The 25379-nt window shown below is 69.8% G+C and carries 21 protein-coding genes; 12 read left to right on the top strand and 9 right to left on the bottom strand.

Annotation, left to right across the window (positions count from 1 at the left end; all coding sequences use genetic code 11):
• Positions 1-69 precede the first annotated feature (69 nt).
• Positions 70-972, top strand: a complete 903-nt coding sequence (locus ABZ382_RS02315) for an oxygenase MpaB family protein (protein ID WP_357082669.1) — start codon at positions 70-72, stop codon at positions 970-972.
• Positions 973-981: 9 nt separating this feature from the next.
• Here the strand turns inward: ABZ382_RS02315 and ABZ382_RS02310 are convergent, their stop codons facing one another.
• From ABZ382_RS02310 to ABZ382_RS02300, 3 genes are all read right to left on the bottom strand, one after another.
• Positions 982-1623, bottom strand: a complete 642-nt coding sequence (locus tag ABZ382_RS02310) for a hypothetical protein (RefSeq protein ID WP_357082666.1) — start codon at positions 1621-1623, stop codon at positions 982-984.
• The gene (locus tag ABZ382_RS02305; protein ID WP_357082663.1) at positions 1620-3722 is read right to left on the bottom strand and encodes a glycosyltransferase family 39 protein; all 2103 of its coding nucleotides are present in this window, start codon (positions 3720-3722) and stop codon (positions 1620-1622) included. The genes ABZ382_RS02310 and ABZ382_RS02305 overlap by 4 nt, the downstream gene beginning before the upstream one ends.
• Before the next feature lie 148 nt (positions 3723-3870).
• Entirely contained in the window at positions 3871-4572 is a 702-nt protein-coding gene (locus ABZ382_RS02300; protein ID WP_357082660.1) for a TetR/AcrR family transcriptional regulator C-terminal domain-containing protein, read from the bottom strand.
• A gap of 84 nt (positions 4573-4656) precedes the next feature.
• Here ABZ382_RS02300 and ABZ382_RS02295 point away from each other — a divergent pair, with 84 nt between their 5' ends.
• The 8 genes from ABZ382_RS02295 (at position 4657) to ABZ382_RS02260 (ending at position 12508) form a co-directional block, all read left to right on the top strand.
• A complete protein-coding gene (locus tag ABZ382_RS02295; protein ID WP_357082658.1) occupies positions 4657-5757 on the top strand; it encodes a hypothetical protein in 1101 nt (366 codons plus the stop codon).
• A 74-nt stretch (positions 5758-5831) separates the two neighbouring features.
• Positions 5832-6881 (top strand): zinc-binding dehydrogenase, encoded by a 1050-nt coding sequence (locus ABZ382_RS02290; RefSeq protein WP_357082655.1) that lies wholly within the window; start codon positions 5832-5834, stop codon positions 6879-6881.
• Positions 6878-7672: an MBL fold metallo-hydrolase gene (locus ABZ382_RS02285; RefSeq protein WP_357082652.1), complete on the top strand. Its 795-nt coding sequence runs from the start codon at positions 6878-6880 to the stop codon at positions 7670-7672. The genes ABZ382_RS02290 and ABZ382_RS02285 overlap by 4 nt, the downstream gene beginning before the upstream one ends.
• Positions 7673-7696: 24 nt before the next feature.
• A complete protein-coding gene (locus tag ABZ382_RS02280; protein ID WP_357082650.1) occupies positions 7697-8233 on the top strand; it encodes a VOC family protein in 537 nt (178 codons plus the stop codon).
• A 31-nt stretch (positions 8234-8264) separates the two neighbouring features.
• Positions 8265-8774 (top strand): carboxymuconolactone decarboxylase family protein, encoded by a 510-nt coding sequence (locus ABZ382_RS02275; RefSeq protein ID WP_357082647.1) that lies wholly within the window; start codon positions 8265-8267, stop codon positions 8772-8774.
• 146 nt (positions 8775-8920) lie between these two features.
• Positions 8921-10483 (top strand): HAMP domain-containing sensor histidine kinase, encoded by a 1563-nt coding sequence (locus ABZ382_RS02270; protein ID WP_357082644.1) that lies wholly within the window; start codon positions 8921-8923, stop codon positions 10481-10483.
• A 104-nt stretch (positions 10484-10587) separates the two neighbouring features.
• The gene (locus ABZ382_RS02265; protein ID WP_357082641.1) at positions 10588-11295 is read left to right on the top strand and encodes a response regulator transcription factor; all 708 of its coding nucleotides are present in this window, start codon (positions 10588-10590) and stop codon (positions 11293-11295) included.
• A gap of 241 nt (positions 11296-11536) precedes the next feature.
• Positions 11537-12508, top strand: a complete 972-nt coding sequence (locus ABZ382_RS02260; RefSeq protein ID WP_357082638.1) for an AraC family transcriptional regulator — start codon at positions 11537-11539, stop codon at positions 12506-12508.
• 30 nt (positions 12509-12538) lie between these two features.
• Here the strand turns inward: ABZ382_RS02260 and ABZ382_RS02255 are convergent, their stop codons facing one another.
• The gene (locus tag ABZ382_RS02255) at positions 12539-13036 is read right to left on the bottom strand and encodes a MarR family transcriptional regulator (RefSeq protein WP_357082635.1); all 498 of its coding nucleotides are present in this window, start codon (positions 13034-13036) and stop codon (positions 12539-12541) included.
• 135 nt (positions 13037-13171) lie between these two features.
• Here ABZ382_RS02255 and ABZ382_RS02250 point away from each other — a divergent pair, with 135 nt between their 5' ends.
• A complete protein-coding gene (locus tag ABZ382_RS02250) occupies positions 13172-15433 on the top strand; it encodes a hypothetical protein (RefSeq protein WP_357082632.1) in 2262 nt (753 codons plus the stop codon).
• Positions 15434-15662: 229 nt separating this feature from the next.
• Complete coding sequence (locus tag ABZ382_RS02245; RefSeq protein WP_357082629.1) at positions 15663-16319, top strand: arsenate reductase ArsC; 657 nt, start codon at positions 15663-15665, stop codon at positions 16317-16319.
• A 28-nt stretch (positions 16320-16347) separates the two neighbouring features.
• On the opposite strand, the gene ABZ382_RS02240 is transcribed toward ABZ382_RS02245, so the two are convergent.
• Positions 16348-16923 (bottom strand): TetR/AcrR family transcriptional regulator, encoded by a 576-nt coding sequence (locus tag ABZ382_RS02240; protein ID WP_357082626.1) that lies wholly within the window; start codon positions 16921-16923, stop codon positions 16348-16350.
• A gap of 42 nt (positions 16924-16965) precedes the next feature.
• Here ABZ382_RS02240 and ABZ382_RS02235 point away from each other — a divergent pair, with 42 nt between their 5' ends.
• Positions 16966-17823, top strand: a complete 858-nt coding sequence (locus tag ABZ382_RS02235) for a phytanoyl-CoA dioxygenase family protein (RefSeq protein ID WP_357082623.1) — start codon at positions 16966-16968, stop codon at positions 17821-17823.
• A 3-nt stretch (positions 17824-17826) separates the two neighbouring features.
• Here the strand turns inward: ABZ382_RS02235 and ABZ382_RS02230 are convergent, their stop codons facing one another.
• From ABZ382_RS02230 to ABZ382_RS02215, 4 genes are all read right to left on the bottom strand, one after another.
• Positions 17827-17994, bottom strand: a complete 168-nt coding sequence (locus ABZ382_RS02230; protein WP_357082620.1) for a hypothetical protein — start codon at positions 17992-17994, stop codon at positions 17827-17829.
• 187 nt (positions 17995-18181) lie between these two features.
• Positions 18182-19822, bottom strand: a complete 1641-nt coding sequence (locus tag ABZ382_RS02225) for a DEAD/DEAH box helicase (RefSeq protein WP_357082616.1) — start codon at positions 19820-19822, stop codon at positions 18182-18184.
• 231 nt (positions 19823-20053) lie between these two features.
• A complete protein-coding gene (locus tag ABZ382_RS02220) occupies positions 20054-21409 on the bottom strand; it encodes a M1 family metallopeptidase (RefSeq protein ID WP_357082613.1) in 1356 nt (451 codons plus the stop codon).
• Complete coding sequence (locus ABZ382_RS02215; protein ID WP_357082610.1) at positions 21409-25308, bottom strand: Pls/PosA family non-ribosomal peptide synthetase; 3900 nt, start codon at positions 25306-25308, stop codon at positions 21409-21411. The genes ABZ382_RS02220 and ABZ382_RS02215 overlap by 1 nt, the downstream gene beginning before the upstream one ends.
• Between the last annotated feature and the right edge of the window lie 71 nt (positions 25309-25379).

The raw sequence follows: 25379 nt of genomic DNA, 5'->3' as shown, positions 1-25379 counted from the left end.
CCCTCTTGAATCCGCGACCGGGGTGCGGAATCCTCGGTAACATAGCCCGCGCCCGATCGAAGGAGATCCATGACCATCGCGGCACCGCAGCCGGCCGGCGACGCCACCCTCACCCTCCAACAGACCCGCATCCACATCCCCGGCGTGCACCGCGCCGACACCAAACGCCCGCCGAAACTCGAGGACGCGCTGGACTTCTGGCAGTTCTCCGGCGCGGCCGCCAATGTCGCCATGCAGATGGCGCGACCCGGCGTCGGGCACGGCGTGGCCGACAGCAAGGTGCACTCCGGGGCGCTCATGGTGCATCCGTGGAAACGGTTGCGCACCACCGCGTCCTACCTCGCGGTCGCCATCCTCGGCACGCCCGAGGAGAAGGTCGCCTTCCGGGAGGCGGTCAATGTCGCCCACCGCCAGGTGAAATCCGAACCCGGGGCCGCGGTCCGGTACAACGCCTTCGACCGCGACCTGCAACTGTGGGTCGCGGCCTGCCTCTACATCGGCTTCGAGGACTCGTATCAGCTGCTCAACGGGAAGATGAATCCCGAACAGGCCGAAGCGTTCTACTCCACCTCCGCGCCCCTGGGCACCACCCTCCAGGTCACCGAGGAGATGTGGCCCGGCACCCGCGCCGAATTCGACGAGTACTGGGTGCGGGCGTGCGAGCAGGTGGCGGCCGACGAGAAGATCCGCGCCTTCATCGACGACCTGCTGCACCTGCGCATGATCCACTGGTATCTGCGGGTGATCTTCGGCGGTCTGCTGCGCTTCCTCACCGTCGGCTACCTGCCCCCGTACTTCCGTGAGCAGCTCGGCGTGAGCTGGTCCGCGGCCGACCAGCGCCGCTTCGAGCACCTGTTCGTGTTCGTGGGCTTCGTGAACCGCTTCATTCCCCGGTTCATTCGCAACGCGGGCACCCGGAGCATGATGGCCAACGTGCGCCGTCGGCTGCGGGTGCACAAGGCGTTGATCTGATCGCCGGGCTCAGGCCGATCCCTGGACGCTGTTCCAGCGGTCGGTCACGCCCCGCATGGTGCGGGCCGAATCGGCCAGCAGGCGAGTGAGATCGGCGAGCTCGGAGCCGATGTCACTCAGCGCCGCGGCATCGGCGGGACATCTCTCCTCGACCGGGCGGGCCCGGAGCCGGGCCAGCGCTTGATCCGCGTCGTCCGAGATCCGGTGCAGTTCGAGCCAATACGGCGGCAGCGCCACGGGGTGGCGGACCAGGGTGAGGCCCTGCGCCGTGACCCACGCCGCGTCGGCGCACAGCCGGATGAGATGCAGGACGTCGTCGGGGAAGAGGGTGAGCCGGTGGATCTCGATCATCCGCCCGGCCGACTCCAGGCGATCGACCGCGTAATCGATCAGGCTGCCGACCCGGTAGAGCTCGGTGCGGTCGGGCACCTCGAACTGCCCGGCGACGAGCAGACGTACCAGCTGCTCGGTGAGCTGATGGCTGACCCGCTCGAACGCCGACAGCCGGACCCGCACCGCATGCGGCTCGACCGATTCGAGCCGGACCTCCTCGAGGGTGCGGGCCGCGGCGGCCAGATTGTTCGCGGCCGAGGCGAAATAGAGTTCGACCGCGGGTCCCGGCCGCAGCCGGCGCATCCGATCGGCCCTCACGCGGTGACCGGCTCGGACAGGTCGTACACGGTGCTGCCGCCGACGGTGATCGCGGTGTAGTGGGATTTCACCCAGGCGGTGATCTGCGAGCCGCTCGAATCGGCGTTGCCGCCCATGCCCATTCCGCCTTCGACGAAGTAGCGCACCTGCCCGGCGGATACGTAGGACTGGAACTGCGCCAAGCTGGGGGAGTCGTCGCCACCGGTGAAGCCGCCGATCGCCATGACCGACTTGCCGGAGTTCAGGGCGAGCCCCGCCGCCGAACCCGAGCCGACGGTCGCGGCCGCCCAGCGCGCATCGCTCTGCTCGAGCAGTGCCACCAGCTCGGTATTGCTCGCCGAGGAGAACGTCGGGCCGTACCCGTCGTCCTGTGAGTCGCGTTGCTCGCCCGACGTCTCGCCTTCCTGCTCGGTGGCGTTCATGCCGGTCGGAGCAGCCGGAATCCTTTCGGGTGTGAGGCCACCCGTACCGCCCGGTGGCGTGGGCCGCTCGCCGTCGCCGTCGGGCATGCCACCGGGGCTGAAGCCTTGGCTGGTGGACGGCCCCGAGAGTGGATTGCCGCCACTGTGCGGATGAGCCGCGGTCGCGACCGCCCACGCACTCGCGCCGCCGAGGCCGAACAGCATGCTCGACACGGCCAGAACGGCGGCGTAGCGGCGGGATTCGCGGGTGCCGGCGATCAGGGCCAGTGCCACCAGGATCGAGCCGATCAGCACTGTCCAGCGCAGCCACGGCAGCCACTCCGGGGTGCGGGTCAACAGGACGAAGGACCACGCGCCGGTGCCTGCCGACATCACCGCCAGGGTCGATCGGGCGGCGGGACGGGCCCTGCGCGACCACAACTCGCGCACCGACAGCGCGACCAGCGCACCGATCGCCGGAGCCAGCGCCACGGTGTAGTACGGGTGCACCGTGCCGCCCATGTAGGAGAAGGTCAGGCCGGTGACCAGCAGCCAGCCGCCCCACAGGACGAAGGCTGCCCGGGTCGGGTCGGTGCGCGGTGCCCGGCGGGTGAGCCAGAGTCCGGCGACCAGCCCGAGCAGGGCGGCCGGGAGCAGCCACGAGATCTCGCCGCCCATGGCGCTGTTGAAAAGCCGTGTGAGGCCGGGTGATCCGCTGAACCCGGCGAATCCGCCCATACCTTCGGGCGCGTCGCCACCGCCGGGGCCGCCGGAGCCCATATTGCCGCTGCCGCCGAAGATCCGGCCCAGACCGTTGTAGCCGACCGCCAGCTGCCACAGGCTGTTGTCGGTGGAGCCGCCGATGAACGGCCGGGAATCCGCGGGCCACAGATCCACGAGGGCGATGTACCACCCCGCCGATGCCACGACCGCGACACAGGCCAGGACCAGTGCCCGGATCCGCTGCCGCAGTGGGCTGTTCGCGGCGAGGAGGAAGGCCAGCCCCAGCCCGGGCAAGACCAGGAACGCCTGCATCATCTTGGTGAGGAAGCCGAATCCGACCGCGACACCCGCGAGCATCAGCCAGCCGGTCGGCGCGGACCACACCCGGTCGCCCGTGGCCTGAATGGCGCGCACCGTGCAATAGGCGGCCGCGATGAGCAGCAGCACCAGCAGCGCATCCGGATTGTTGAACCGGAAGATCAAGACGGCCACGGGCGTCAGCGCCGCAATGGCCCCGGCCAGTAGCCCCGCCCCGGGCCCGCTCAGCCGCCGCACGGTCGCCGCCAGCAGTCCGACCGACGCGACACCCATGAGCGCCTGCGGCAGCAGCACCGACCAGTGACCGAATCCAAGGAGCTTCCCGGACAGCCCCATCACCCACAGCGCCGCGGGCGGCTTGTCCACCGTGATGGCGTTCCCGGCGTCGAACGACCCGAACAGCAATGCCTTCCAACTCTGCGACCCCGCCTGGGCGGCCGCTGAGTAGTACTCGTTGGCCCAGCCCGAATTGGTCAGATCCCACAGATAGAGCACCGCGGTCACCACGAGCAGTCCGAGCAGTCCCGGTCGCGCCCAGCGGGGTTCGCCGACCGGCCCGAAAACCAACCGGGCGAACCGTGTTTCACGTCCCCGGGCGTCACCCCCGGCAGGTCGATCCGCCGCGGCCACCTCCGGCCGCCATGCTGTCGATGTCATATCCGTCCCTTCGCTCACCGCGACACCCGTGATCGCGGCGCGGTCGTCGCAGTCGATCCTGTGCGGCGCGGCTCGGGGCGGATGGCGTGCGAATCTGGGAGTCCGCTGGGAGCGCGGTGTGGACCTCGCGTGCCGCAGTGGAGCGGTCCTAATCTTCGGCGGCTATAAGCCGGATGAGCAGGTCGATGGTGTACTCGAACTCACGGTCTCGATCGAACCGGGCCAGGTAGGGCGCGGCGAGGCTGATCTGCGGCAGTCCGGCGGATTCCAGCGTCCGCTGCCGCTCGGCGATATCCCCGGGGTCGGCCGACCCGAATGTCGGACCGGCCGACACCTCGCGCAGCAAGGTTCCGATCAACGTGGCCAGCAGCGTCCGCATCAAGTGCACCGCTTCCTCGGGACCACACCCGGTACGCGCCAGCACCGCGAGGGCGGCTTCGACCGGAGCCAGACCCGCGAACGAGGAAAGCTGCCGTGTCAGAACCAGTGTCGCTGCCTTGGGGTGGGCCAGGGTGATCCGGCGGAATTCGTGGGCCCACGCACGAAGGTCGTCGGCCACGGAATCGGTCGCCACCGGCGGGCGCAACTGCTCGAGCAGGTATTCCGCGACAGCGTCGAGTAGGTCGTCCTTGCCGTCGACGTAGTGATAGAGGCTCTTGGCGTCCACGCCCAGCACGCCGCCGACCGAACGCATGGTCACGGCGTCGACACCACCGGCGTCGATCACCGACAGCGCCGCTTCCCGGATCGCCTCCCGGGAGAGCTGTGCGGTGGTGGTCTTCGGTGGCCGCCCGCGCCGGGGCGCACTCGACGGCGGCTGGCTTGTTGTCGGTCCGGACGAAGCCTTCATGGTTTCCACCCTTGCATTTTTCCACACCGTGGATTTAATCTGGCAATAATCCCACACTGTGGAAAAAGAACACGAGGTGACCTGATGCGAATGCCATGGCGACAAGGCGACGTCCTGGACCTGGCGAGCGTCGGCTCGCGGGTCGACAGCCTGACCGATCTCTCGATGATCGACGGTGGCCCGGGTGCCAGGCTCACGGCGGTTCGGGCACAAGCGGTGGCGTTCCGGAAGGAGTTCATCCGGACCGGAACCCCCGACAGTGTCAGCACCTGCGATCTGGTGACGCTGCCGTATCCGACCCGATTCGGCTTGTTCCGTGCCTCTCGCGCGATCGCGCCGTTCCTGTCGATCACCAATCGGATGGTGGTGATCCGCTGGCGCGACAGTGACGGCACGCCGCGCGTGCTGCTGTTCGAGCCCAGCGATGTCGAACTCGGCCGCTACACACCGTATTTCGACAAGCTGGCCCGACGCACACCCGACGTCGTTTCGAATCGGATGGTCACCGAGCACGGCACCGTGCTCGCGCACCTGTCCCTGCTGGGGATCGACCCGGGCGAGGTCGACTATCTGATGTTCGACCACCTGCACACGCAAGATCTGCGGCGGTGGATCGGCACCACCGAATACCAGCCCGATCTGGGCGAGCGGACCGAACCCGTCTTCCCGCGGGCGAAGGTCATCGTGCAACGAGACGAACTGGCCGCCATGGCCGACCTGCACCCGATGCAGCGGCCCTGGTATCAGCCCGGTGCCTACCGCGACGTCCCGCCCGAAGCGTTCCTGCCCATCGACGGATCGGTGGTGCTCGGACCCGGCGTCGCCGTGGTCAAGACGCCCGGTCATGTCTTCGGTAACCAGACCTTGGTGCTCAACACCTCCACCGGGGTGTGGGCGAGCAGCGAGAACGTGATCGCCGCCGAATGCCTGACACCGGAGCATTCGCGGCTGCCGGGGCTGGCGCGCTGGGCCGGGGAATGGGGCCAGGAGATCGTGCTCAACGCCAACACCATCGAGACCACCGTCGATCAATACAACTCCGTCGTGTTGGAGAAGACACTCGTCGACCGCAGCGAGAAGGATTCCCGCTTCCTGCAGTTCTTCCCGTCGAGCGAACTGACCGCGGCATGGACCAATCCCGGTACCGCGCCGACGTTCACCCACGGCGCGATCACTCACCACTGACCTGGGGCACCGGGGCCCGACCGGTCGCCGACCCCGTCCTTACGAATTCCCATGCTGTGAAAGGAAACCCGCACATGCGTGCACTCATCGGCGGCGCCGCACCGAACTGGCAGCTGCGCGATATCGACGCGCCCAGCCAACCCGGCGCGGTCCGCATTCAGGTCATGGCCGCCGGTCTCAACCGTGCGGACCTGTACGCGCTCGACGGCAGCTACACCGCCAATTCCCAACAGGCCGGTGAGTTCACCGCCGGCATGGAAGTCGCGGGGATCGTGGAGACGTCGAGCCCACAGGCCGCGCACCTGCGCGCCGGGACCCGGGTCATGGGCATCACCGTGGGAGGCTTCGCCGATTACGCCCTGTGCGATCCGAGCCTGCTCGTACCCATTCCCGACGGCCTGAGCTTCGACGAGGCCGCGACGCTGCCGGTCGGGTTGATCACCGAACACGACGCGTTGGTCACCCAGGCGAACTTCACCGCCGGCCACAGCGTGCTGATCGTCGGCGGCACCAGTTCCATCGGGCTGGTCGGCATCCAGCTCGCCAAGGCTCTGGGCGCGAGCACGGTCATCGCCACCACCACCAGCGAGGACAAGCGCGCCGCGCTGATCGCGGCGGGCGCCGACGTCACCGTCAACACCGCGACCGACGACCTGAGCGCGGCCGTCGCCGCGGCCACGAACGGCCGCGGCGCCGACATCACCCTCGACCATGTCGGCGGCGAGTTGTTCGCCCAGCTGCCGTCGGCCACCGCCGTCGGCGGCACGGTCGTCAGTATCGGACGCCTGGCCGGGGCAGCGACCAGCCTCGACCTCGACACCATCGCCTTCCGTCGGCAACGACTGCTCGGCACCACCTTCAGCATCCGCAGCCGCGCCGAACTCGCCGAGGTGGTCGCGGCCCTCACCCCGCACGCGCTGAACGCTGTCGCGGAGGGCCGGATCGCCCCGCGCCTGGATACCGTTTTCACGCCCGAAGAGGCCGATCAGGCGGCGAATCGACTGCGGGAGAACGCCGCGATCGGCAAGATCGTCCTGTCCTTCGCCGCCGCCCACCCCGGCCCGGCGCTGCTCAGCGATGATCCGGGCGCCACGGAAGCGACGAGGGCGGCGTTGGGCGGATGAAAGTCCACCACCTCAACTGCGGCACCATGCGTCCGCGCGCCACCCCGGCAGGACTGATCTGCCACGTCCTGCTGGTGGAGACGCCCTCCGGGCTGGCCCTCATCGATTCGGGCCTGGGCCTGCAGGACATCCGTTTCCCCGCGCAACGGTTCGGTCCGGGTCGGTTCTATGTCCGGCCCGCCTTCGACCCGGCCGAAACGGCGATCTCCCGGATACGCGCTCTCGGTTTCGAACCCGAGGACGTGCGCCACATCGTGCTCACCCACTTCGACGCCGATCACGCCGGTGGACTGTCCGACTTCCCGTGGGCCCAGATCCATCTCACCGGCGCGGAAGCCTTTGCGGCGCAACATCCCCACACCCTGATGGAACGCGAGCGCTACCGTCCGGCCCTGCGTGCGCACCAGCCGAAGCTCGTCGAACACAGCCCGGCCGCCGGCGAAGCCTGGCGCGGATTCACCGCCGCCGAGGAGCTCACCGAGATCGCCCCCGGCATCGTCCTGATCAACCTGCCCGGCCACAGCCGCGGACACGCCGCCGTGGCCGTCGACGCCGGTGACCGGTGGGTCCTGCACGTCGGCGACTCGTTCTATCACCATGGCCAGCTCGACGGATCGCATTCGGCGCCACGCGCACTCACCGCGATGGAACGGGTCATCGCCTACGACTGGAAACAGGTCGAAGCCAACCACCAATGCCTCACCGAGCTGTGGACCGCCGCCGATCCGGACCTGTTGCTGATCAACTCCCACGACCCGCACCTGCTCGAGCGTGCCCTCGGACACGCCTGACCCACGAAGAGAAAGAACAATGCCATGAGCCGGACCTTCGGCAAGATCGCCCAAATGGGCTACGTCGTCCGCGATATCAACGCCGAGATGCAGCGGTGGCTCGCCCACGGCGTAGGCCCCTGGTTCTACGTCCACGACGTGCAGATCGATTACTTCACCCATCGCGGCGCCGAATCGCCGATGAAAATGAGTGTCGCCCTGGCCAATTCGGGCGACGTCCAGATCGAGCTGATCCAGCCCCGCAACGAAGCGCCATCACTGTATCGGGAGTTCCTCGAATCCGGCCGTGAGGGCCTGCAGCACATCGCCTACTGGACCGAGGACTACCAGAGTCTCTACGACAAGGCGTTGTCGCTGGGCTACGAGGTGGGCCACGAAGGGTCGATCGGCGGTGAGCGGGGCCGCTTCGCCTACCTCGACACCGAGAAGACCTTCGGCCACGTCATCGAGATCTCCGACATCAGCGGCCCCAAAGGTCAGTTCTTCCAGTACATCCGGGAAGTCGCCGCCACCTGGGACGGCAGCGAACCCATTCGCGGCGACATCGACAAGCTCGCCTGACCACAGACCGCCCCGACCGAGAAGAGGTCCCATGACCACCATCGACTACCCGGACTCCGCCACCCTGCCCGCCGCGGTGCGACACGCGCTGACCACCCATTCGGCCAATATCTACCGCATGATCGGCCACTCCCATGGCATGGCGGTGAGCTTTCTGAACATGGCCGACGCGATGCTGCAAACCAACTCGGTGCCTTTCCAGCTCCGCGAGCTGGCGATCCTTCGCGTGGGCCACGTGTACGGAGCCGCCTACGAACTGCACCACCACGAAAGGTTCGCTCGCGCGGTCGGACTCGGCGAAGACGCGATCGCGGCGGCCGCCACGGGGCACGGCGACACCCTCAGCGCGGAGGAGGCCGCTGTGCTGCGCTGGACCGACAAGCTGCTGCGGGAGCACACCCTCGACGCCGCCACCCGGGCCGAGGCTCTCGAGATCCTCACGGTCACGGAACTGGCCGACTTCGTGCTCACCGTCGGCTTCTACCAGCTGGTCTGCAACTTCCTCAACGCCTTCGACATCACCACCGAGGGCGAGGACTGAGGACCCGCTCCGCGACATCGGCGCGCGTCGGCTCCGACTCTCGAGTTCGCCAGAGGTTGGGCGTCTAGCGTCGGGGCGGTTCGCGCGGCGGCGCGGCGGAAGGGAGATCGGCGTGGGCCGTCGACGGGCTGTGTTTAGGTGGGGTCGTGCGTGATCGAGCGGTCGCCTCACCGTCCGCCGGAGCCGATGCGGGGCCGCGTTTCCCCCGGCTGCGGCGGTGGACGCTGCGGACCCGGCTGCTGGCGTCGGTGCTGGTGATCGCCACGGCGGGGCTGGCCGCGTTCGGGGTGCTCACCCAGGCGATGCTGGGTCGCTCCGAATTGGCGCGCATCGATGGGCAGTTGAACGGGGTCGCGGGGGATCTGGCCAGCGAGGGCCGTCCGCCCCCGCCGCCGCGGCCCGACGAACCGGTGAAGGGACTGCCCTCGACCTTCCAGATCCTGTTCTTCGACAGCACCGGCGCGCCCTCGGGGCAGATCGGCGTCGGCGGTGTCGAGTTGTCGCTGCCCGCGATGGACAAGGCGGCGGTCGCCGCTCGTGGCGACCGGATCTTCGAGGTCGACGACTCGCGCGGGTCGCCCTGGCGAGTGCGGACGGTGGTGCAGCCGCCGAGCCGGATGCAGCCGCAAGGGGCGACGGCGGCCGTGGTCATGCCGCTGGACGGCTACTACGCGACCGCCCGGGAATTGCGGACCATCGAAGTGGTCTCCGGTGTGGCGCTGGTGCTGGTGATGGCCGCCGTGGCGACCTGGGTGGTCCGGGTCGGACTGCGGCCGCTCTCCCGGATCGAACACACCGCCGAGGCCATCGCGGCCGGGGATCTGGATCGGCGGGTCGAGCACACCGACGATCACACCGAGGTCGGGCGGCTGGGCGCCGCGTTCAATGTGATGCTGGAACGGTTGTCGACCAGCATGCGGCGGCTCGGGGAATCCGAGGCGCGGATGCGGCTGTTCGTGGCCGACGCCTCGCACGAACTGCGCACCCCGCTCACCTCGATCCGCGGGTACGCCGAGCTGTACCGGATGGGCGGGGCCGCCAATCCCGGCCAGGTCGCCACCATGATGCGACGCATCGAGGACGAGGCCGCGCGCATGGGACTGCTCGTCGAGGACCTGCTGCTGCTCGCGCGACTGGACGAGCAGCGCCCGCTGGACCTGACCGAGGTGAACCTGTCCGCCCTCGCCGGGGACATCGTGCGCGATGCGCTGGCCCGGCATCCGGAACGCGTTGTGCGGCTGCGGCTTCCCGACGGCGCCGTGCACGTGGTCGGGGACGAGCATCGGCTGCGGCAGGTGCTGACCAACCTGGTCGGCAACGGGCTCGTGCACACGCCCGCCACGGCCGCGATCGACGTCCGGATCGCCACGGGCACCGTGCCGGACGCGGCCGGAGTGGTCGCCGCCGCCGGATCCGACCTGCGGGCAGGCGGTCCGGCGGTGCTCGCGGAGGTGTCCGACACCGGCCCCGGCATCCCGCTCGAGCAGGCCGGACACGTCTTCGACCGCTTCTACCGGGTGGACGAATCCCGTTCGCGCGCAGGCGGTTCCGGGCTGGGCCTGGCCATCGTGGCCGCCGTGCTGACCGCGCACGGCGCGCGGATCGAACTGCTCACCCGGCCCGGTGCGGGCACGCTCTTCCGCATCGTGTTCCCGGTCTCGGACCCGTCCGGACCCGAGGCCGCCGGTTCACAGGAAACGCCCAGCTGACGCCGAGCTTGCCCGGTGGGCCCGGCCCCGAGGATGGCCGGTATGACACAGAGCGGCGCGAGTGCGCGCACGAATCCGGCGCGGGAGCGCCTAGGGTGACCATCGTGAGCGATCGCGCCGCGACTCCGGCGGCGACCGTGCTGGTCGTCGACGACGAGCCGTACATTCTCGACCTGCTCTGTTCCGCGCTGCGGCTGAGCGGGTTCGACGTCAGCTCCGCCGACAGCGGCCGGGGCGCGCTGGAGGCCGCGACGCGGCGGCCGCCCGACGTCATGATCCTCGACGTCATGCTGCCCGACCTCGACGGTTTCACCGTCGCCCGCAGGCTGCGCGCCGCGGGCAGCGAGGTGCCGGTACTGTTCCTCACCGCCCGCGACGCCGTCGAGGACCGCATCGCCGGACTCAGCGCCGGCGGCGACGACTACGTGAGCAAACCGTTCAGCCTCGAGGAAGTCGTCCTGCGGCTGCACGCCATCCTGCGCCGCACGAAATCGGTCGACGACGAGGGGCCCGACCGGCTGCGCTTCGCCGACCTGGAACTCGACGCCGACACCCACCGGGTGTTCCGGGGCGGCGAGCTGATCTGGCTGTCCGCCACCGAATTCAAGCTGCTGCAGTACCTGATGCTCAACGCGGGCAAGGTGGTGAGCAAGCGGCAGATCCTCGACCGCGTCTGGCAGGCCGAGGAAGGGCGAGCCGACCGGGTGGTCGAAACGTTCGTCAGTCAGCTGCGGCGCAAGATCGATACCGACCATCCGCCACTGATTCACACGGTGCGCGGCGTCGGATACACGCTGCGCGACTCGCTCTAGACGCGAACCCTGGTCCGGCTCGGACTGAAAGCGTTGGCGCGCAACCGCAACGGCGACGGCAGCTGGGCGGAATCCGATTCGGCGCGAACTCCCTTGTGGCACTACAAAGATCTCGGATCGCCGCTGCGCATCGAACGCCTCGCGACCTTGACCGCGCTGCTCCTGAGCGGTTCTCCCATGCCGTGAGATATCCCGCGAAAAGGGGTATTGCCCGGCGGATCGCAGTGGGAGGATTGCCTGTGTGGACCATGCCGTTTCCGGCGCCGTCGAGGTCTCGTCCTCCTCGACCCTGTCGCCACGTCAGGCATTCGAACAGTGGGAAGCCCTGATGTCGGACGCGGTCGCGCCGACCGTCATCGAGCCATTGCGCACCGGTCACTGGCACGGCCGCGTGGTATCGACCCAATACGACGGGTTCTCGGTGTCACGCATGCAGGCCAGCGCGCAACGCGCCCTGCGGACGCCGAAGTTGGTGGCGCGGACCACCGGTGACTTCCTACTCGTGAATATCGTTCTGAAAGGGACGAATTGGACCGAGCAGGGCGGCCGCACCGCCGAATCGAAGCCCGGCACCATCGCCTTCTTCGACAGCGGCCTGCCGCTCGAGAGCCGCACCACCGACAATTGCCTGTCCACCCTGATCCGGGCCCCGATGCGTCTGGTCCTCGAACACTCCGGCCTCACCCGCGAACAGCTGCCCACCGCCACCGCCGTCCCCGCCACCGGAGCCCTCGGCGTGGTCACCGGCTTCTTCCGCAATCTGGCCGAACTTCCCGCCGACGACATCGCCCGCGCGGTCACCGTATTCGGCAGTGACGCCGCCGGCATGATGGCCTCGGCCCTGCTGCTGTCCACCGGTACCGGCGCACCCGCCCCGTCGGATTCGCTCTACACCCGCCAGCAGGTCCTCGCCTACATCCGTAAGAATTTCACCAATCCGGACCTGACCGTCGACGAGATCGCCCGCGCCTGCCTGCTCTCCCGCCGCACCCTCTACCGGGTGTGCGAGGGTTTCGGCGAGCCGGGCGCGCTGATCCGCCGCACCCGAATCGCGCACGCCCGCCGCCTGATTCGCGCCGACCGTACCCGCTCACTGGCGGCGGTCGCCGCCGCCTGTGGTTTCTCCACCGACCGCCACTTCTACCGCGCCTTCCGCGAGGAGACCGGTCTGACCCCCGGTCAGTTCCGGGACCAGCTTGGCCCGGCGCGCTAGCCGCGGTCGGAACTCCGCGGCGGCCGCGGTTCAGAGCTGATAGCCGTCGATATCGAGATCGGCGGGGGACTCGCCGCCCGCGCGGGTGAAGGCGGTGAGCGCGTGGATCAGCCCGGAGCGGTCGGCGTCGGGCATCCGCTCCACGACCGTGGCCAGTTCACGGCGCCGGTGGCTGGTCACCGCGTCCACGACTTCGCTGCCGTGCGGGGTCAATTCGATGATGAGCTCCCGGCGCGAGTCCGGATTGGGTTTGCGGTCCACCAGACCCGCGCTCACCAGCCGGTCCACCATGCGTGCGGCAGTGGACGGCTGCACATTCAGCGTGGTGGCCAGGCTGACCACCTTCGAGGGCCCGCGCGTCGAGAGGATCATCAGTGTCCGGAACTGGGGGATGGTGATGGAGTCGTCGACCAGTGCGAGCGAGCGTGCGGACAGCGCGACCAGCAACCGGGACGCCCCCAAGAGCGCGTCGGTGATCTCGTCCACCGACGCCCCCGCGTCCTTCGCCGCCACCATCGTCCTCCGCATGTCCGTCCTGGGTTCGGCCCCTATCCTGCCGGGTCGGCGCGGCGGCGGTGTACCGGCACCGCGTTCGTGACGCGATCGAACTCAGGCATATGGCAACTGTTGCACAGTGCTCGAATCCTGTAGGGTTTCGGAACCGTGGGAGATCGTGCGGCGCTACGCCTTCGAACGGAGGGGTGGCGGTGGGGACTGGTCAGCGTGTCGGGCGTGGTCGCGGGGTACGCGTCGGTGCTGCTGGCCAATCCGCGCCATTTCTATACCGATGACACCGAATCCCAGTACGGCCCCATGTGGGTGATGCTGGGCCGGCACCTGCACGACGGACGGTTCCCGGCGCTGGTGCCGTGGGAATGGATGTCGGGCAACTACTCCCTCGAGGAGGCCGGGCTCTACAACCCGCCGCAGCTGCTGGTCGACTGGTTCGCGCCCGAGGTCGACGATCTCGCGCTCTACGTCACGCTCGTGAAGCTGATCTTCTCGATCATCGCCGCGCTCGGGGTGTTCCGGGTGTGCCGGGCCTACGGCGCGCGCGGCTGGTGGGCGGCGGTGGCGGCCATCGCGTTTCCGCTGTCGGGCTGGTTCCTGTTCTTCGACGAATCCAGTTGGGCCACCTCGCTCACCGGCACCGCCTGGATGCTGCACGCCTGGGCCTCGGCCATCCGCTACACCCGCACCCCGGCCGCCGAACGGCGCTGGACCAGCGGGCCGATACCGGTGTTCGTGTTCGCCTACCTCGCCATCTCCGTCCAATACGTCTTCCCCGCAGTGGAATCCGCGCTGATGTTCGGCACGGTGGCCGCCGGCGAGGTGATCCGGCAGCGCACCTGGCGACCGGCGCTGTGCCTGCTGGCGGTGGCGGCCTGCGCCGGGCTCGCGGGACTGGAGACCTACCTGCCGGGCATGCTGTCCTCGCCGGTCACCTGGCGCGGCAACGAACGCGTGCTGTCCGACGACTTCCTGACCGTGCCGTGGTCGGAATCGCTGAATGCCAGTCTGCCCAGCACGGTTCCGGCCTTCACCGGATGGTGGGGCTATGTGCAGCCCATGCCGATGGTCTACATCGCGTGGTTCGCCGTCCCGGTGCTGGCCTTCGTCGACTGGGGCGCGGTGCGACGGTCGGCGCGTGAGTACGCGGGCCCGGCACTGTTCGCGCTCGTCTTCCTGATGTGGACCGCCGGTCCGGGGCGCATCGGCCCGCTGCGCTGGCCCGCCCGGGTGCTGCCCATGCTGGCGGTCGGCGTGCTGGTGCTGGTGTGCGTCCTGGTGAGCAGGCACGGCCGATTCGACGCGCCTCGCCGGTGGATCGCGGCGGCGGTGCTCATCGGCCTGCTCTTCGTCCGATCATTCTGCGCCGCACCACATCTGGTGATCCGGCATCTGATCGCCACCGCCGTGGTGGCCGCGCTGACCGTCGCGTTGGTCCGGCTCGCGAGCACCCGCGGCCCGGCCGCGGCGTGCGCGGTGGCCATCGTGGCCATGTTCCCCATCGCCTACACGCAGGTGCGGGTGCAAGCGCCCACGCCCATGTCGTATCACTTTCCCGAGCGACGTTCGGAGATGACGGCGGCCTTCCCTCGATTCGGCGGCGTCACCCTGCAACTGGCCGACCGCGCCCTGGTGCCGCCCGCCGAACAGTCCGCGGCCGGGGCCTGGGGTTCGCTGGCTTTCGGCAACTACGCCAAGAACCTGGGCCTGAACTACGTGAACGCCTACACCCCGATCGGCTACCGGGCGTTCAGCTCGCTGCTGTGCATGGGGTGGGACGGCAGCACCTGCCCGGCCGCTTTCGGTGCGGCCTTCTCGGCCGAACCCGAGACCGGACGCACCTTCGTGGACCTGATGAAGGTGGATCGTGTTGTGCTGCAACGGGCCCAGTACCCGGACGCCGGGCTGCGGCCCGCGCCGCCGGGCTGGACGTGGGTGGACTACCCGGGGCACGAGCGCTACATCTGGGTACTCGAGCGGATCGACGGCCCGATCTCGACCATGCCCGGTCCCGCGTCCGGCCGCGGCGTGACCGCCACCCAGGTCGGACGCGACAGTGTGAGCAGTCACCTGCGGGTCAGCTCCGCCGACGGGGGCCGCCTGGTCTTCGCCCGGCTGGCCTGGCCCGGCTACCGCGTCACCCTGGCCGGGCGCGAGATCCCCGTGCGGACGGTCGCGAATATCTTTGTCGGCGTCGACATTCCGCCCGGTACCGCCGATGCCGACCTGGTTGTCGAATGGCGTCCGCCGGGATGGAGGATCGGAATCGCCGCCGCGCTGGCGGGCCTGCTGGGACTGGCCGCGCTGCACTGGGCCTACCGGCGCGAACCCCGGGGCGATGACGACCTCCGGACCATGCTGCCCGCGAACGATTTCGACCCCGTGACCGAGCCGTTGACGCCGGTCCTGGTCTGAGCGACGGTGCGACGGCGGACACGCCGGGGGAATGGCCGTCGTCACACTGTCGGCTCGGATGTGGGTATTCGCTCACCGCGAAGTCGGCAATCAACCGGGTGATCGAGTGGCGAGGCGACGACGATCGACGATAGCGTGTGGCTATTAACGTGTCTCGTGTCGGGCTCGGCGTTCGGCCCGGACGTCGTGAACAGCGATACGCTGGAATTTCGAGCGGAGGGAGTAGAGCGTGAACGAGAATCCCGGCACCGCCCTGCCTTCCGGCGCCGACACGGAACCGGCCGCGCGGGGTGACGCGGTGGCACGGCTGATGGACGAGTTCGGACCGTCGGCGGACCGCGTCACGGTCGAGCGCATCCTCGACGGTTCGCTGGACCATCTCACGGCCATCGGACTGGCGGCGGACCGGCTGCCCGTCCTGGCCGAACGGTTCGCCCGCGAGCGGCTCACCGCCCTGGCCCGTACCCGGGGGCACAGCGCTCCGACCGGGCCCACGGTCCTGTTCGTCTGCACCCAGAACGCCGGGCGCTCACAGATGGCGCTCGGATTCTTCACCAGCATGGCCGGGCGGCAGGCCGCCGCGTGGTCGTGCGGCTCGGCCCCGAGCGCGGCGATCCATCCACTGGTGATCGCGGCCATGGCCGAACGCGGCGTGGACATCGCCGACGAATTCCCGAAGCCGTGGTCCGACGAGCTCATGCGGGCCGCCGATGTGGTGATCGACATGGGTTGCGGTGACGACAACCCGATCATCGGCGGGCATCGGTTCGAGCAGTGGCCGCTGCCCGACCCCGCCGGGGGCGGGATCGAGGAGATCCGCGCCATCCGCGACGACATCGAGCAGCGGGTGCGCCGACTGGTCGCCAACCTCGGGCTGGCGGCCTGAGTTCGCTTCGCCGGGTGTCGGGCGGGTGCTAGGACAGTTCCAACGTCGCGGCGGTGAAGCGCCACAGGCGTTCCGCGGCCAGGTCGACCGCGGGCCGGGGGTGGGTGCGCAGCTGCTGGCCGATGCCGTGGCGTAGGCCGCCGATCACGTACGCGCCCGCGCTGTCGGGGTCGAGATCGGCGGGAATCTCGCCGGTGGCCTGTCCGCGGCGGATATTGGTGGCCGCGGCATCACCGAGATTGCGGATGTAGACGGCCTCGATCTCGGTGAGACCCGGATCGGGGGCGGCGCGATTGAGCAGCAGCGCCGCGAGCGGGTGATCGAAGTGGTAGGCCACGAAACAATGGGTGCGGGCGCGTTCGCGGGTGGCCCAGTCCCCGTCGGGGAGCTGATCGTCGGCGATGGCCCGGCTCAGGCCTTCGTAGAAGTCGTCCCAGATCGCCGCCAGCAGACCGACTTTCGAGCCGAAGTGGTGATAGAGCGCGCCGGTGCTCAGGCCGGTGCGGCGGGTCAGGGCGCTCAGCTCCAGCAGTCCGTTGGCGTGGACCAGTTCGTCGCGCGCGGCGTCGAGAAGTTGTTGACGTCCGATCGGTGCTCGTGCCACAGTCGGAGGATAACAGAACTCGGTTATGTAAAGGATGGCCCGATGAGCACGAAGGTGACCTCGCTACGGGATCTCGACGGTGATCTGGCCGGAACGTATCGCCGCACCGGCAGCAGCGGCGCGAGCGTGGACCCGGCGGTGGTCGACGCGGATCTGGCCGCGCTCGAGCGCGACGGCTACGTCATCCTGGCCGACCTGCTGACGGCGGCCGAACTGGACGAGATCCGGGAAAGCGTTGCGCCACTGCTGGATCGGAGCGGACGCAACAACTTCGAGGGGCATTCCACCCAGCGCGTCTACAGCGTGCTGAACAAGACCCGATCCTGCGATCGCATCGCCGACCACCCGCGCGTGCTGGCGCTGCTGGACCGGCTGTTCATGCCCAACTATCTGCTGTCCATGCTGCAGGTGATCAATATCCAGCCCGGCGAGGCCGCGCAGATGCTGCACACCGACGACGGCTTCTATCCGCTGCCGCGGCCGCGAAAGGCGTTGGGGGCGGCCACTATCTGGGCCATCGACGACTTCACCGCCGACAATGGCGCCACCGATGTGGTGCCGGGCAGTCAATTGTGGGGCGACGAACTCCCGGACGCATCGACGCCGCGGGAACCGGTCGTGATGCCGGCCGGTAGCTGCGTATTCTTCGGCGGCACCCTGTGGCACGGCGGCGGTGCGAATCGGTCCGCGAATCCGCGGCTGGCGCTCACCGCGCAGTATTGCGAGCCGTGGCTGCGCCCGCAGGAGGCGTTCACCCTGTCGATGACCCGCGATACCGTGCGCGCGGTCTCGGAGGACATTCGCCGGATGCTCGGCTACAGCATTCACCCGCCCTTCATCGGGCAGGTCGACGGCATGCACCCCAAGCGGCTGCTGGAACCCGGCGCGCCGGCGCTGTAGCGGCTACTTCGCGAGTTCGCGGGCCAGCTGGACGGCGGCTTTCATATCCGGGGCGTACCCCACCCGCCATTGCAGCCGGTCGATCGGCGTCACCGACACCTTGTAGCGGTGGTCGCCCACCCGCTCGAATTTGACCGTGACCGATTCGCTCAGTGGGGCCTGGGTAACCATTGCTTCTCTCCTCACCCTGCGCGGACGTCCGGGGGCGGTGGAAACATATTCACGGCATGGGAGCGGGCTGCTGCTTGCTCTCAATTAACTGTAAGAAATTCCACGCCGTGTGGATACGGACAAAGGTTACATTCTCGGCGCGACCGGAGAACGGTCGCGCCGAGTGTCGCGCGTGCTGCCGAGCGCGTCAGCCGTTACGACGACGGCGGGGCGCACCGCCGTCGCGCGGAGCCGCGGACCGGCCGCCCGCGGCTCCGGATGCTCCGGTGCCCTGGTCGCGCTGACGGGCCGGGGCCGCGCCGCGACGATCGGACCGGGCGCGCGACACGGACTTGCCGCCGGCCGATTCACCGCCGCGGGGGGCTTGACCCGATGCCGCCGGAGCGCCCGATGCCGTGCGCGGCTTCCCCGCGCCCCGGCCGCCGGTACGGCCGCCGGGGCGTCCGTCCTTGCCGGTCTCATGCTTGCGGTCGGCCGGCCGTTCGGTGGTGCGCGGCTCGTCACCGCGGCCGGCGGGCTTGCGGCGGTTGCGTGCCGGGGCGGGCTTGTCGCCCACCGGTCGCGTGCGCTGCCGGGGCGGCCGCGCGCCCCGTGCGGGAGCCGCGGCCTTCGCCTCGCCGCGCGCCGGACCCGAGGCGTTGGCGGTCACCGGAACCAGCGGGGCGACCTCACCGATCAGCTCGGTCACCTGCGGGGAATCGGCGGTCACCGGCTGCGGCGAGACCGTGATCTTGGCCTTGCGCATGAGGGCGGCCATGTCGGTGCGCTGGTCGGGGAGGACCAGGGTGACGACATCGCCGTCGTTGCCGGCCCGGGCGGTACGGCCCGAGCGATGCAGGTAGGCCTTGTGCTCAGCGGGCGGATCGACGTGCACGACCAACTCGACACCGTCCACGTGCACGCCGCGGGCCGCGACATCGGTGGCGACCAGGACCTTGGCCGCGCCGGAGGCGAAGGTCGCGAGATTGCGATCACGGGCGGGCTGGGTGAGGTTGCCGTGCAGGTCGACGGCGGGGATACCCGCGGTGGTGAGCTGCTTGGCGAGCTTGCGCGCCTGATGCTTGGTGCGGGTGAACAGGATTCGGCGTTCGGCGCCCGAGGCCAGGCGGTGCACGACCTCGCGCTTGGCGTCGTTGGTGCGGACCTCGAACACGTGGTGGGTCATGGCGGCGACGGGCGAATTCGCTTCGTCGACAGAGTGCTTGACCGCGTCGGGCAGGAACCGGTTGACGAGTTTGTTGACGCCGTTGTCCAGGGTGGCCGAGAACAGCAGGCGCTGGCCGTCATCGGGGGTGGCGGCCAGGATGCGGGTGACGCCGGGCAGGAAGCCGAGATCGGCCATGTGGTCGGCCTCGTCGATGATGGTGATCTCGACGTCGTCGAGGCTGATCAGACCCTGCTTCATCAGGTCCTCGAGGCGGCCCGGGCAGGCGATCACGATATCGACGCCCCGCTTCAGCGCCTGAACCTGCCGATGCTGGGAGACGCCGCCGAAGATCGTGGTCACCGACATGCGGTAGGCCGCGGCCAGCGGTTCCATCGCGGCCGCGATCTGGGTCGCGAGCTCCCGGGTCGGCGCGAGCACCAGCCCCGCCGGGTGGTTCGGGCTGGGGCGGCCCTCCAGCGCGCCGAGGCGGTCGATCATCGGAATGGAGAACGCCAGCGTCTTGCCGCTACCGGTCTTGCCGCGCCCCAGCACGTCGCGCCCGGCCAGGGAATCGGGCAGCGTGTCGGCCTGGATCGGGAAGGGTGCGGTGATACCGGCCTCGGTGAGGGCGCGCACCAGCGGTTCGCGCACGCCGAGCGCGGCAAAAGAGGTCGTATTCATCAGTGTGGCAGTGCCTTTCGGGCATCGGGAGGTGCCCGAGCCGTGCGGCGGACTTCGGGTCCGCGCCGGGGGCACAAGGTGGCGAGATTGCCAGTGGGCAAAATCGATCGCCGTAAGGAAAGCTAAGCCGCGCAGTGGGGGCTGCTTGGAAGTTGTAGCGATCTACGACGCTGGTGTGACGGTGTGTTCCGCACCGGCACAGCCATGATCAACAACGTGTTCGCTGGAAGTCTACCCGGCCTCGAAATCGGTCCGGTACGCGGGCTGTGCGGGCAGCGGCGGCAGCGGTCGGGCGTGCAGCCAGGCGTCCCAGAACGGTCGCAGCGACCGGTTGCTGTAATGCCCGGCCAGGTCGGTGAATTCGTCGGTGCTCACCGAGGCGTGCCGGTACCGCCTGGTCCAGGCGCGCAGCAGGTCGAAGAAGGCGTCGTCGCCCAGCTCCAGGCGCAGGGCGTGCAGGGTGAGCGCGCCGCGCTTGTAGACCCGGTCGTCGAACATGAACTCCGGGGTGGGATCGGCGAGCAGGATGTCCTGTGGCAGGCGCGCCAGGTTGCGGTGCGCGGTACGGGCCAGCTGATCGGCCGACGGCCCGCCCGCGGCCGCGGACCAGATCCATTCCGCGTAACAGGCGAAGCCCTCGTGCAGCCAGATGTCGCGCCACTGCCGGATGGTGAGGCTGTTGCCGAACCACTGGTGCGCCAGCTCGTGCGCGACCAGGCGCTCCGAACCGCGTTGCCCGTCACAGTGATTCGCGCCGAACACCGAAATGCCCTGGGCCTCGATGGGAATCTCGAGGTCGTCGTCGGTGACCACCACCGTGTATGCCTCGAACGGGTAGGGCCCGAACAGCTCGGAGAAGACCTCCATCATGCGCGGCTGGCGGGCGAAGTCGTGCTCGAAGGGCAGGCGCAGCCGCGGCGGCAGCACCGCCTGCATGGGGACCGATCCGCGCGGCGCGTCGATCCGCTGTTTGCGGTAGTGGCCGATCTGGATGGTCGCCAGATAGGTCGCCATGGGTTCGGGCTGCTCGTACACCCAGGTGGTCTGGCTGGCCTTGGTCTGCTTGCGCACCAGGGTGCCGTTGGCCTGCGCGTAGTAGGGGGAGTCGGTGGTGATCGAGATCCGATAGCTGGCCTTGGAACTGGGGTGGTCGTCGCAGGGGAACCAGGAGGCCGCGCCATTGGGCTGGCTGGCGACCAGCGCGCCCTCGGTGAGCTCCTCCCAGCCGACCTCGCCCCACGGGCCGCGCACCGGCGTGGGCGGGCCCGCGTACTGCACGGTCAGCACCAGCGCGCCGCCCGCGGGGACACGCTGGCGCGGGGTGATCACCAATTTGCCGCGCTGGTGGGCGTATTTGGCGGGCTTGGCGCCGTTCACCAGCACCTTGGACACCGACAGCGCCTGGGACAGGTCCAGCGCGAAGCGATCTCGCGCGCCGGTGGTCACCGCGGTGATGTCGGCGCGCCCGGCGAGCCGGTTGCTGGCGACCTTGTAGACCAGCTCGAGGTCGTAGCGCGAGACCCGGTAGCCGCGATTCCCGTTCTGCGGCAGGTAGTCGTCGATGGGTTCGTCGAACGGATTCACCATCAGCGGCTCCCGTCCGGCCAGGGTGCGATGGGGTTGCCCCACCAGCGGGTGGACGGCGGGACGCTGTCGCCGCGCATGACCAGCGAGGCGGGTCCGATGGTGGCGCCCGCGCCGATCACGCTGGCGGGCAGGGCGACACAGTGCGGGCCGAGGGTGGCGCCGGGTCCGAGGGTGACGGTGTCCATGGCCATGATGCGGTCGTGGAACAGATGGGTCTGCACCACGCAGCCGCGTTCCACGGTCGCGCCGTCACCGAGTGTCACCAGGTCAGCCTCCGGAAGCCAATAGGATTCGCACCATACCCCGCGGCCTATTTTCGCGCCGAGTCCACGCAACCAGACATTCAGGACAGGCGTTCCGGTGGCGGCACGGGCGAACCACGGTGCGGCGACATGCTCGACGAAGGTGTCGGCCACCTCGTTGCGCCACACGAACGAACTCCACAGCGGATGCTCCTCGGTGCCGATCCGGCCCACCAGCAGCCATTTCGCGATGACCGAGGACGCGCCCGCGACCGCGCCGGCGGTCAGCAGCACCAGGCCGCTGAGCAGGGCGGTGGGCAGGTGGCCGAGGGTCTGGGCCAGCCAGGCCAGGGCGAAGAGCACCCCGAGTCCGATGGCGAAGGTCACCAGCACCGGGATCAACCGGCAGGTCTCGACCACCGCGCGGGCGATCCGCAGCCGCGCGGGCGGGTCGAAGGTGCGTGCGGTGTCGGCGGTTTCGGCGGCGCGGCGCAATCGGATGGGCGGGCTGCCCAGCCACGACGAGCCCGCCTTCGCCTTCGACGGCGCCGCCGACAGCACGGCGACCAGGCCGTTCTTGGGGACCCGGCGGCCCGGCGCGGTCATGCCCGAGTTGCCGAGGAAGGCGCGCTTGCCGACCTTGGCCTCACCGATCCGCAGCCAGCCGCCGCCCAATTCGTAACTGGCGACCATGGTGTCGTCGGCCAGGAACGCGCCGTCGGCGACCACGGTGAACTTCGGCAGCAGCAGCACGGTCGAAACCTCCACGCGCTTGCCGACCTTCGCGCCCAGCAGGCGCAGCCACACCGGGGTCAGCAGGCTGGCGTAGAGCGGGAACAGGAAGGTGCGCGCGGAATCCAGCAGTCGTTCGGTGGCCCACGCCTGCCAGCCCTGGCGGCTGCGCACCGGGTGATGGCCCTCGGTGAGCCCGATGGCCAGCAGCCGCACCGACACGATGGTCACCGCCGCGTACACGCCGAGGACCAGCAGCATGGCGACCGGCAGCATGGCGAACGCCCGCCCGAAACCCGCTGTCAGCGTCTGGGTGTCGCGAATCCACCAGGCGATCAGCAGGCCGCCGCTGCCCAGCGCCAGGATCGGCACCGAGGCCAGCAGCATGGAGGTGACGCCGAAGATGGCGACCCAGTGCGAGGCGCGCGCGGGGGTGGCGTCGGGCCAGCGGTGCTGGGCCCGGCCGACTTTCACCGCGGGCGAGCCCGCCCACTCCTGTTCGGCCTTGACCTTGCCCGACACCGACGAGCCGGGCGCGATCTCGGCATTGCGGCCGATCCTGGTGCCGGGCAGCAGCATCGACCGCGCCCCGACCACCGCGCCGGGCCCGATCTCGATCGGGCCGATGTGCACCACGTCGCCGTCGATCCAATACCCGGCCAGGTCGACCTCGGGTTCGACGCTGCAGCCGTCGCCGAGCCGCAGCATGCCGGTGACCGGCGGCAGGGTGTGCAGGTCGACGCCCTTGCCGACGGTCGCGCCGAGCGCGCGGGCGAACGGCACCATCCACGGTGCGCCGGACAGGTTCTCCGCGCCGCTGGCCTCCGACAGCCGCACGGCCGTCCACAGTCGCAGATGAACGAGGCCGCCGCGCGGGTAGGTGCCGGCCGCGACGCCGCGCAGCAGCAGCCGGGACCCTCCGACGCACAGCGCCATCCGGCCGGGCGGGGAGATGAACACGACGAACGCCGCCAGGGTCCACCACCACGACAGGTGCGGCAGCCACGGCAGCGAGCCCGACCAGGCGGCGATATTGCCGACGGTGGCCAGCCAGGTCAGCCATTGCAGACCGGTGAGGGTGGTCAGCGGGATGGTGGCGAGCACCTGGAACAGCTGCGCGGACAGCGGCACGGGCCGGACCACGCGCTCCTCGATGGTCTCGGTCGGGGCGAAGCCGTCCAGGAAGGCGGCCAGCGCGCCCAGGCGCGGATGGTCGTAGAGGTCGGCCACCGCGATGCGCGGATGCCGTTCGCGCAGCGCCGCCACCAGCTGGGCCGCGGCCAGGGATCCGCCGCCCAGGTCGAAGAAGTCGGCGTCGGGATCGGTGACCTCGGCGCCCAGGATCGAATCCCACAGTCCGGCGACCCACCGCTGGGTCTCGGTGAGCCCGGCCTCGGGGGTGGCGGCGACCGCCTTGGGCAGCGGCCAGGGCAGCGCGTCGCGGTCGACCTTGCCGGAGGTGCGGGTCGGCAGCTCGCCGACCACGGCCAGGCGTGGCACCAGGGGAGCCGGAAGCTGTTCGGCCAGCGTGGTTCTGGCGGCGGTCAGGTCGTAGTCGGCGTCGGGGCCGGTGAGGTAGCCGACCAGGATCTTGTTGCCCGCCTTGGTGGTCCGGATGGCGGCGGCCGCGCCGGTCACACCCGGCAGGTGCTGCAGCGCGTTGTCGATCTCGCCGAGTTCGATGCGGCGGCCGCCGAGCTTGATCTGGTCGTCGGCGCGGCCCAGGAACACCAGGCCCTCGCGGTCGTTGCGGACCAGATCGCCGCTGCGGTAGGCGCGTTCCCAGCCCACCGACTCCAGCGGGGCGTACTTCTCGGCGTCCTTGGCCGGGTCGAGGTAGCGGGCCAGGCCGACGCCGCCGATCACCAGCTCACCGGATTCGCCCTCGCCCACGGGGTTTCCGGCGGCGTCGACGACGGTCAGGTCCCAGCCGTCCAGGGGCAGGCCGATGCGGATCGGGAAGCCGCCGTCCAGCAGGGCCGCGCACGCCACCACGGTGGCCTCGGTGGGGCCGTAGGTGTTCCACACCTCGCGCTCGGAGTCCTGGCTGCCCGCGAGGCGTTCGGCCAGTTCGGGCGGGACGGCTTCACCGCCGAAGATGAGCAGTCGCACCGGTTCCAGGGCCTCGGCGGGCCAGGTGGCGGCCAGCGTCGGGACGGTCGAGACGATGCTGATCTCGCGGCGTACCAGCCACGGACCCAGGTCCGCGCCGGTGCGCACCAGCGCGCGCGGGGCCGGGACCAGGCAGGCGCCGTGCCGCCAGGCCAGCCACATCTCCTCGCAGGAGGCGTCGAAGGCGACCGACAGACCGGCCAGTACCCGGTCGCCCGGGCCGATGGGCTCGTGCTGGAGGAACAGGTTCGCTTCGGCGTCGACGAAGGCGGCGGCGTTGCGATGGGTCACCGCAACGCCTTTGGGGGTGCCGGTGGATCCGGAGGTGAAGATGATCCAGGCGTCGTCGGCGGGGGCAGGGGCGGCCGGGCGGGTCGTCACCGCACCGGATTCGCTTGCGAATCCGGTGGTTTCGATGCCGGCGGCGGTGACGATGGCCGACACCCGGGCCTCGCCGAACACCAGCCGGGCGCGCTCGTCGGGATCGTCGGCGTCGACCGGGACATAGGCCGCGCCCGCGTGCAGGACGGCCAGGATGGTGATGTACAGCCCGCGCGTGCCCGACGGCATCCGGACCCCGACCCGGTCCCCGGCGCGCACGCCCGCGGCGGCCAGCCGGTCCACCTCGACGGCGATCTCCGCGAGCAGTTCCGCGTACCCGAGTTCCACCTCGCCGTCGTCGATGGCGGGTGCGTCGGGGTACGCCGCGGCGGTCGCGGCGAGAATGTCGACCAGGGTGCGGGCTCGCGGCGCGAGGGCGGCCCGCAACATCGGGTTCGCGTCTGTCTCGATATCGGCCTGCGGTCGCGGCATTACGTGTTGCCCACCTCTCATGGAACCATCCGTCGCTCAGGCGTTGGTTGTTTCATACGAGAGTTACCGAC

Source organism: Nocardia sp. NPDC005825, assembly GCF_040630175.1.
Lineage (GTDB): Bacteria > Actinomycetota > Actinomycetes > Mycobacteriales > Mycobacteriaceae > Nocardia.
The sequence above is the reverse complement of the archived record's forward strand: the minus strand, read 5'-3'. Positions and strand labels throughout refer to the sequence as shown.

What these genes read in the sequence shown, in the direction of transcription:
- ABZ382_RS02230 (WP_357082620.1), bottom strand. Translation starts at nt 17,994, where the DNA reads ATGGTTACCCAGGCCCCACTGAGCGAATCGGTCACGGTCAAATTCGAG.
- ABZ382_RS02315 (WP_357082669.1), top strand. Translation starts at nt 70, where the DNA reads ATGACCATCGCGGCACCGCAGCCGGCCGGCGACGCCACCCTCACCCTC.
- ABZ382_RS02235 (WP_357082623.1), top strand. Translation starts at nt 16,966, where the DNA reads ATGAGCACGAAGGTGACCTCGCTACGGGATCTCGACGGTGATCTGGCC.
- ABZ382_RS02280 (WP_357082650.1), top strand. Translation starts at nt 7,697, where the DNA reads ATGAGCCGGACCTTCGGCAAGATCGCCCAAATGGGCTACGTCGTCCGC.
- ABZ382_RS02295 (WP_357082658.1), top strand. Translation starts at nt 4,657, where the DNA reads ATGCGAATGCCATGGCGACAAGGCGACGTCCTGGACCTGGCGAGCGTC.
- ABZ382_RS02220 (WP_357082613.1), bottom strand. Translation starts at nt 21,409, where the DNA reads ATGGTGAATCCGTTCGACGAACCCATCGACGACTACCTGCCGCAGAAC.
- ABZ382_RS02275 (WP_357082647.1), top strand. Translation starts at nt 8,265, where the DNA reads ATGACCACCATCGACTACCCGGACTCCGCCACCCTGCCCGCCGCGGTG.
- ABZ382_RS02255 (WP_357082635.1), bottom strand. Translation starts at nt 13,036, where the DNA reads ATGCGGAGGACGATGGTGGCGGCGAAGGACGCGGGGGCGTCGGTGGAC.
- ABZ382_RS02285 (WP_357082652.1), top strand. Translation starts at nt 6,878, where the DNA reads ATGAAAGTCCACCACCTCAACTGCGGCACCATGCGTCCGCGCGCCACC.
- ABZ382_RS02215 (WP_357082610.1), bottom strand. Translation starts at nt 25,308, where the DNA reads ATGCCGCGACCGCAGGCCGATATCGAGACAGACGCGAACCCGATGTTG.
- ABZ382_RS02305 (WP_357082663.1), bottom strand. Translation starts at nt 3,722, where the DNA reads ATGACATCGACAGCATGGCGGCCGGAGGTGGCCGCGGCGGATCGACCT.
- ABZ382_RS02225 (WP_357082616.1), bottom strand. Translation starts at nt 19,822, where the DNA reads ATGAATACGACCTCTTTTGCCGCGCTCGGCGTGCGCGAACCGCTGGTG.
- ABZ382_RS02290 (WP_357082655.1), top strand. Translation starts at nt 5,832, where the DNA reads ATGCGTGCACTCATCGGCGGCGCCGCACCGAACTGGCAGCTGCGCGAT.
- ABZ382_RS02300 (WP_357082660.1), bottom strand. Translation starts at nt 4,572, where the DNA reads ATGAAGGCTTCGTCCGGACCGACAACAAGCCAGCCGCCGTCGAGTGCG.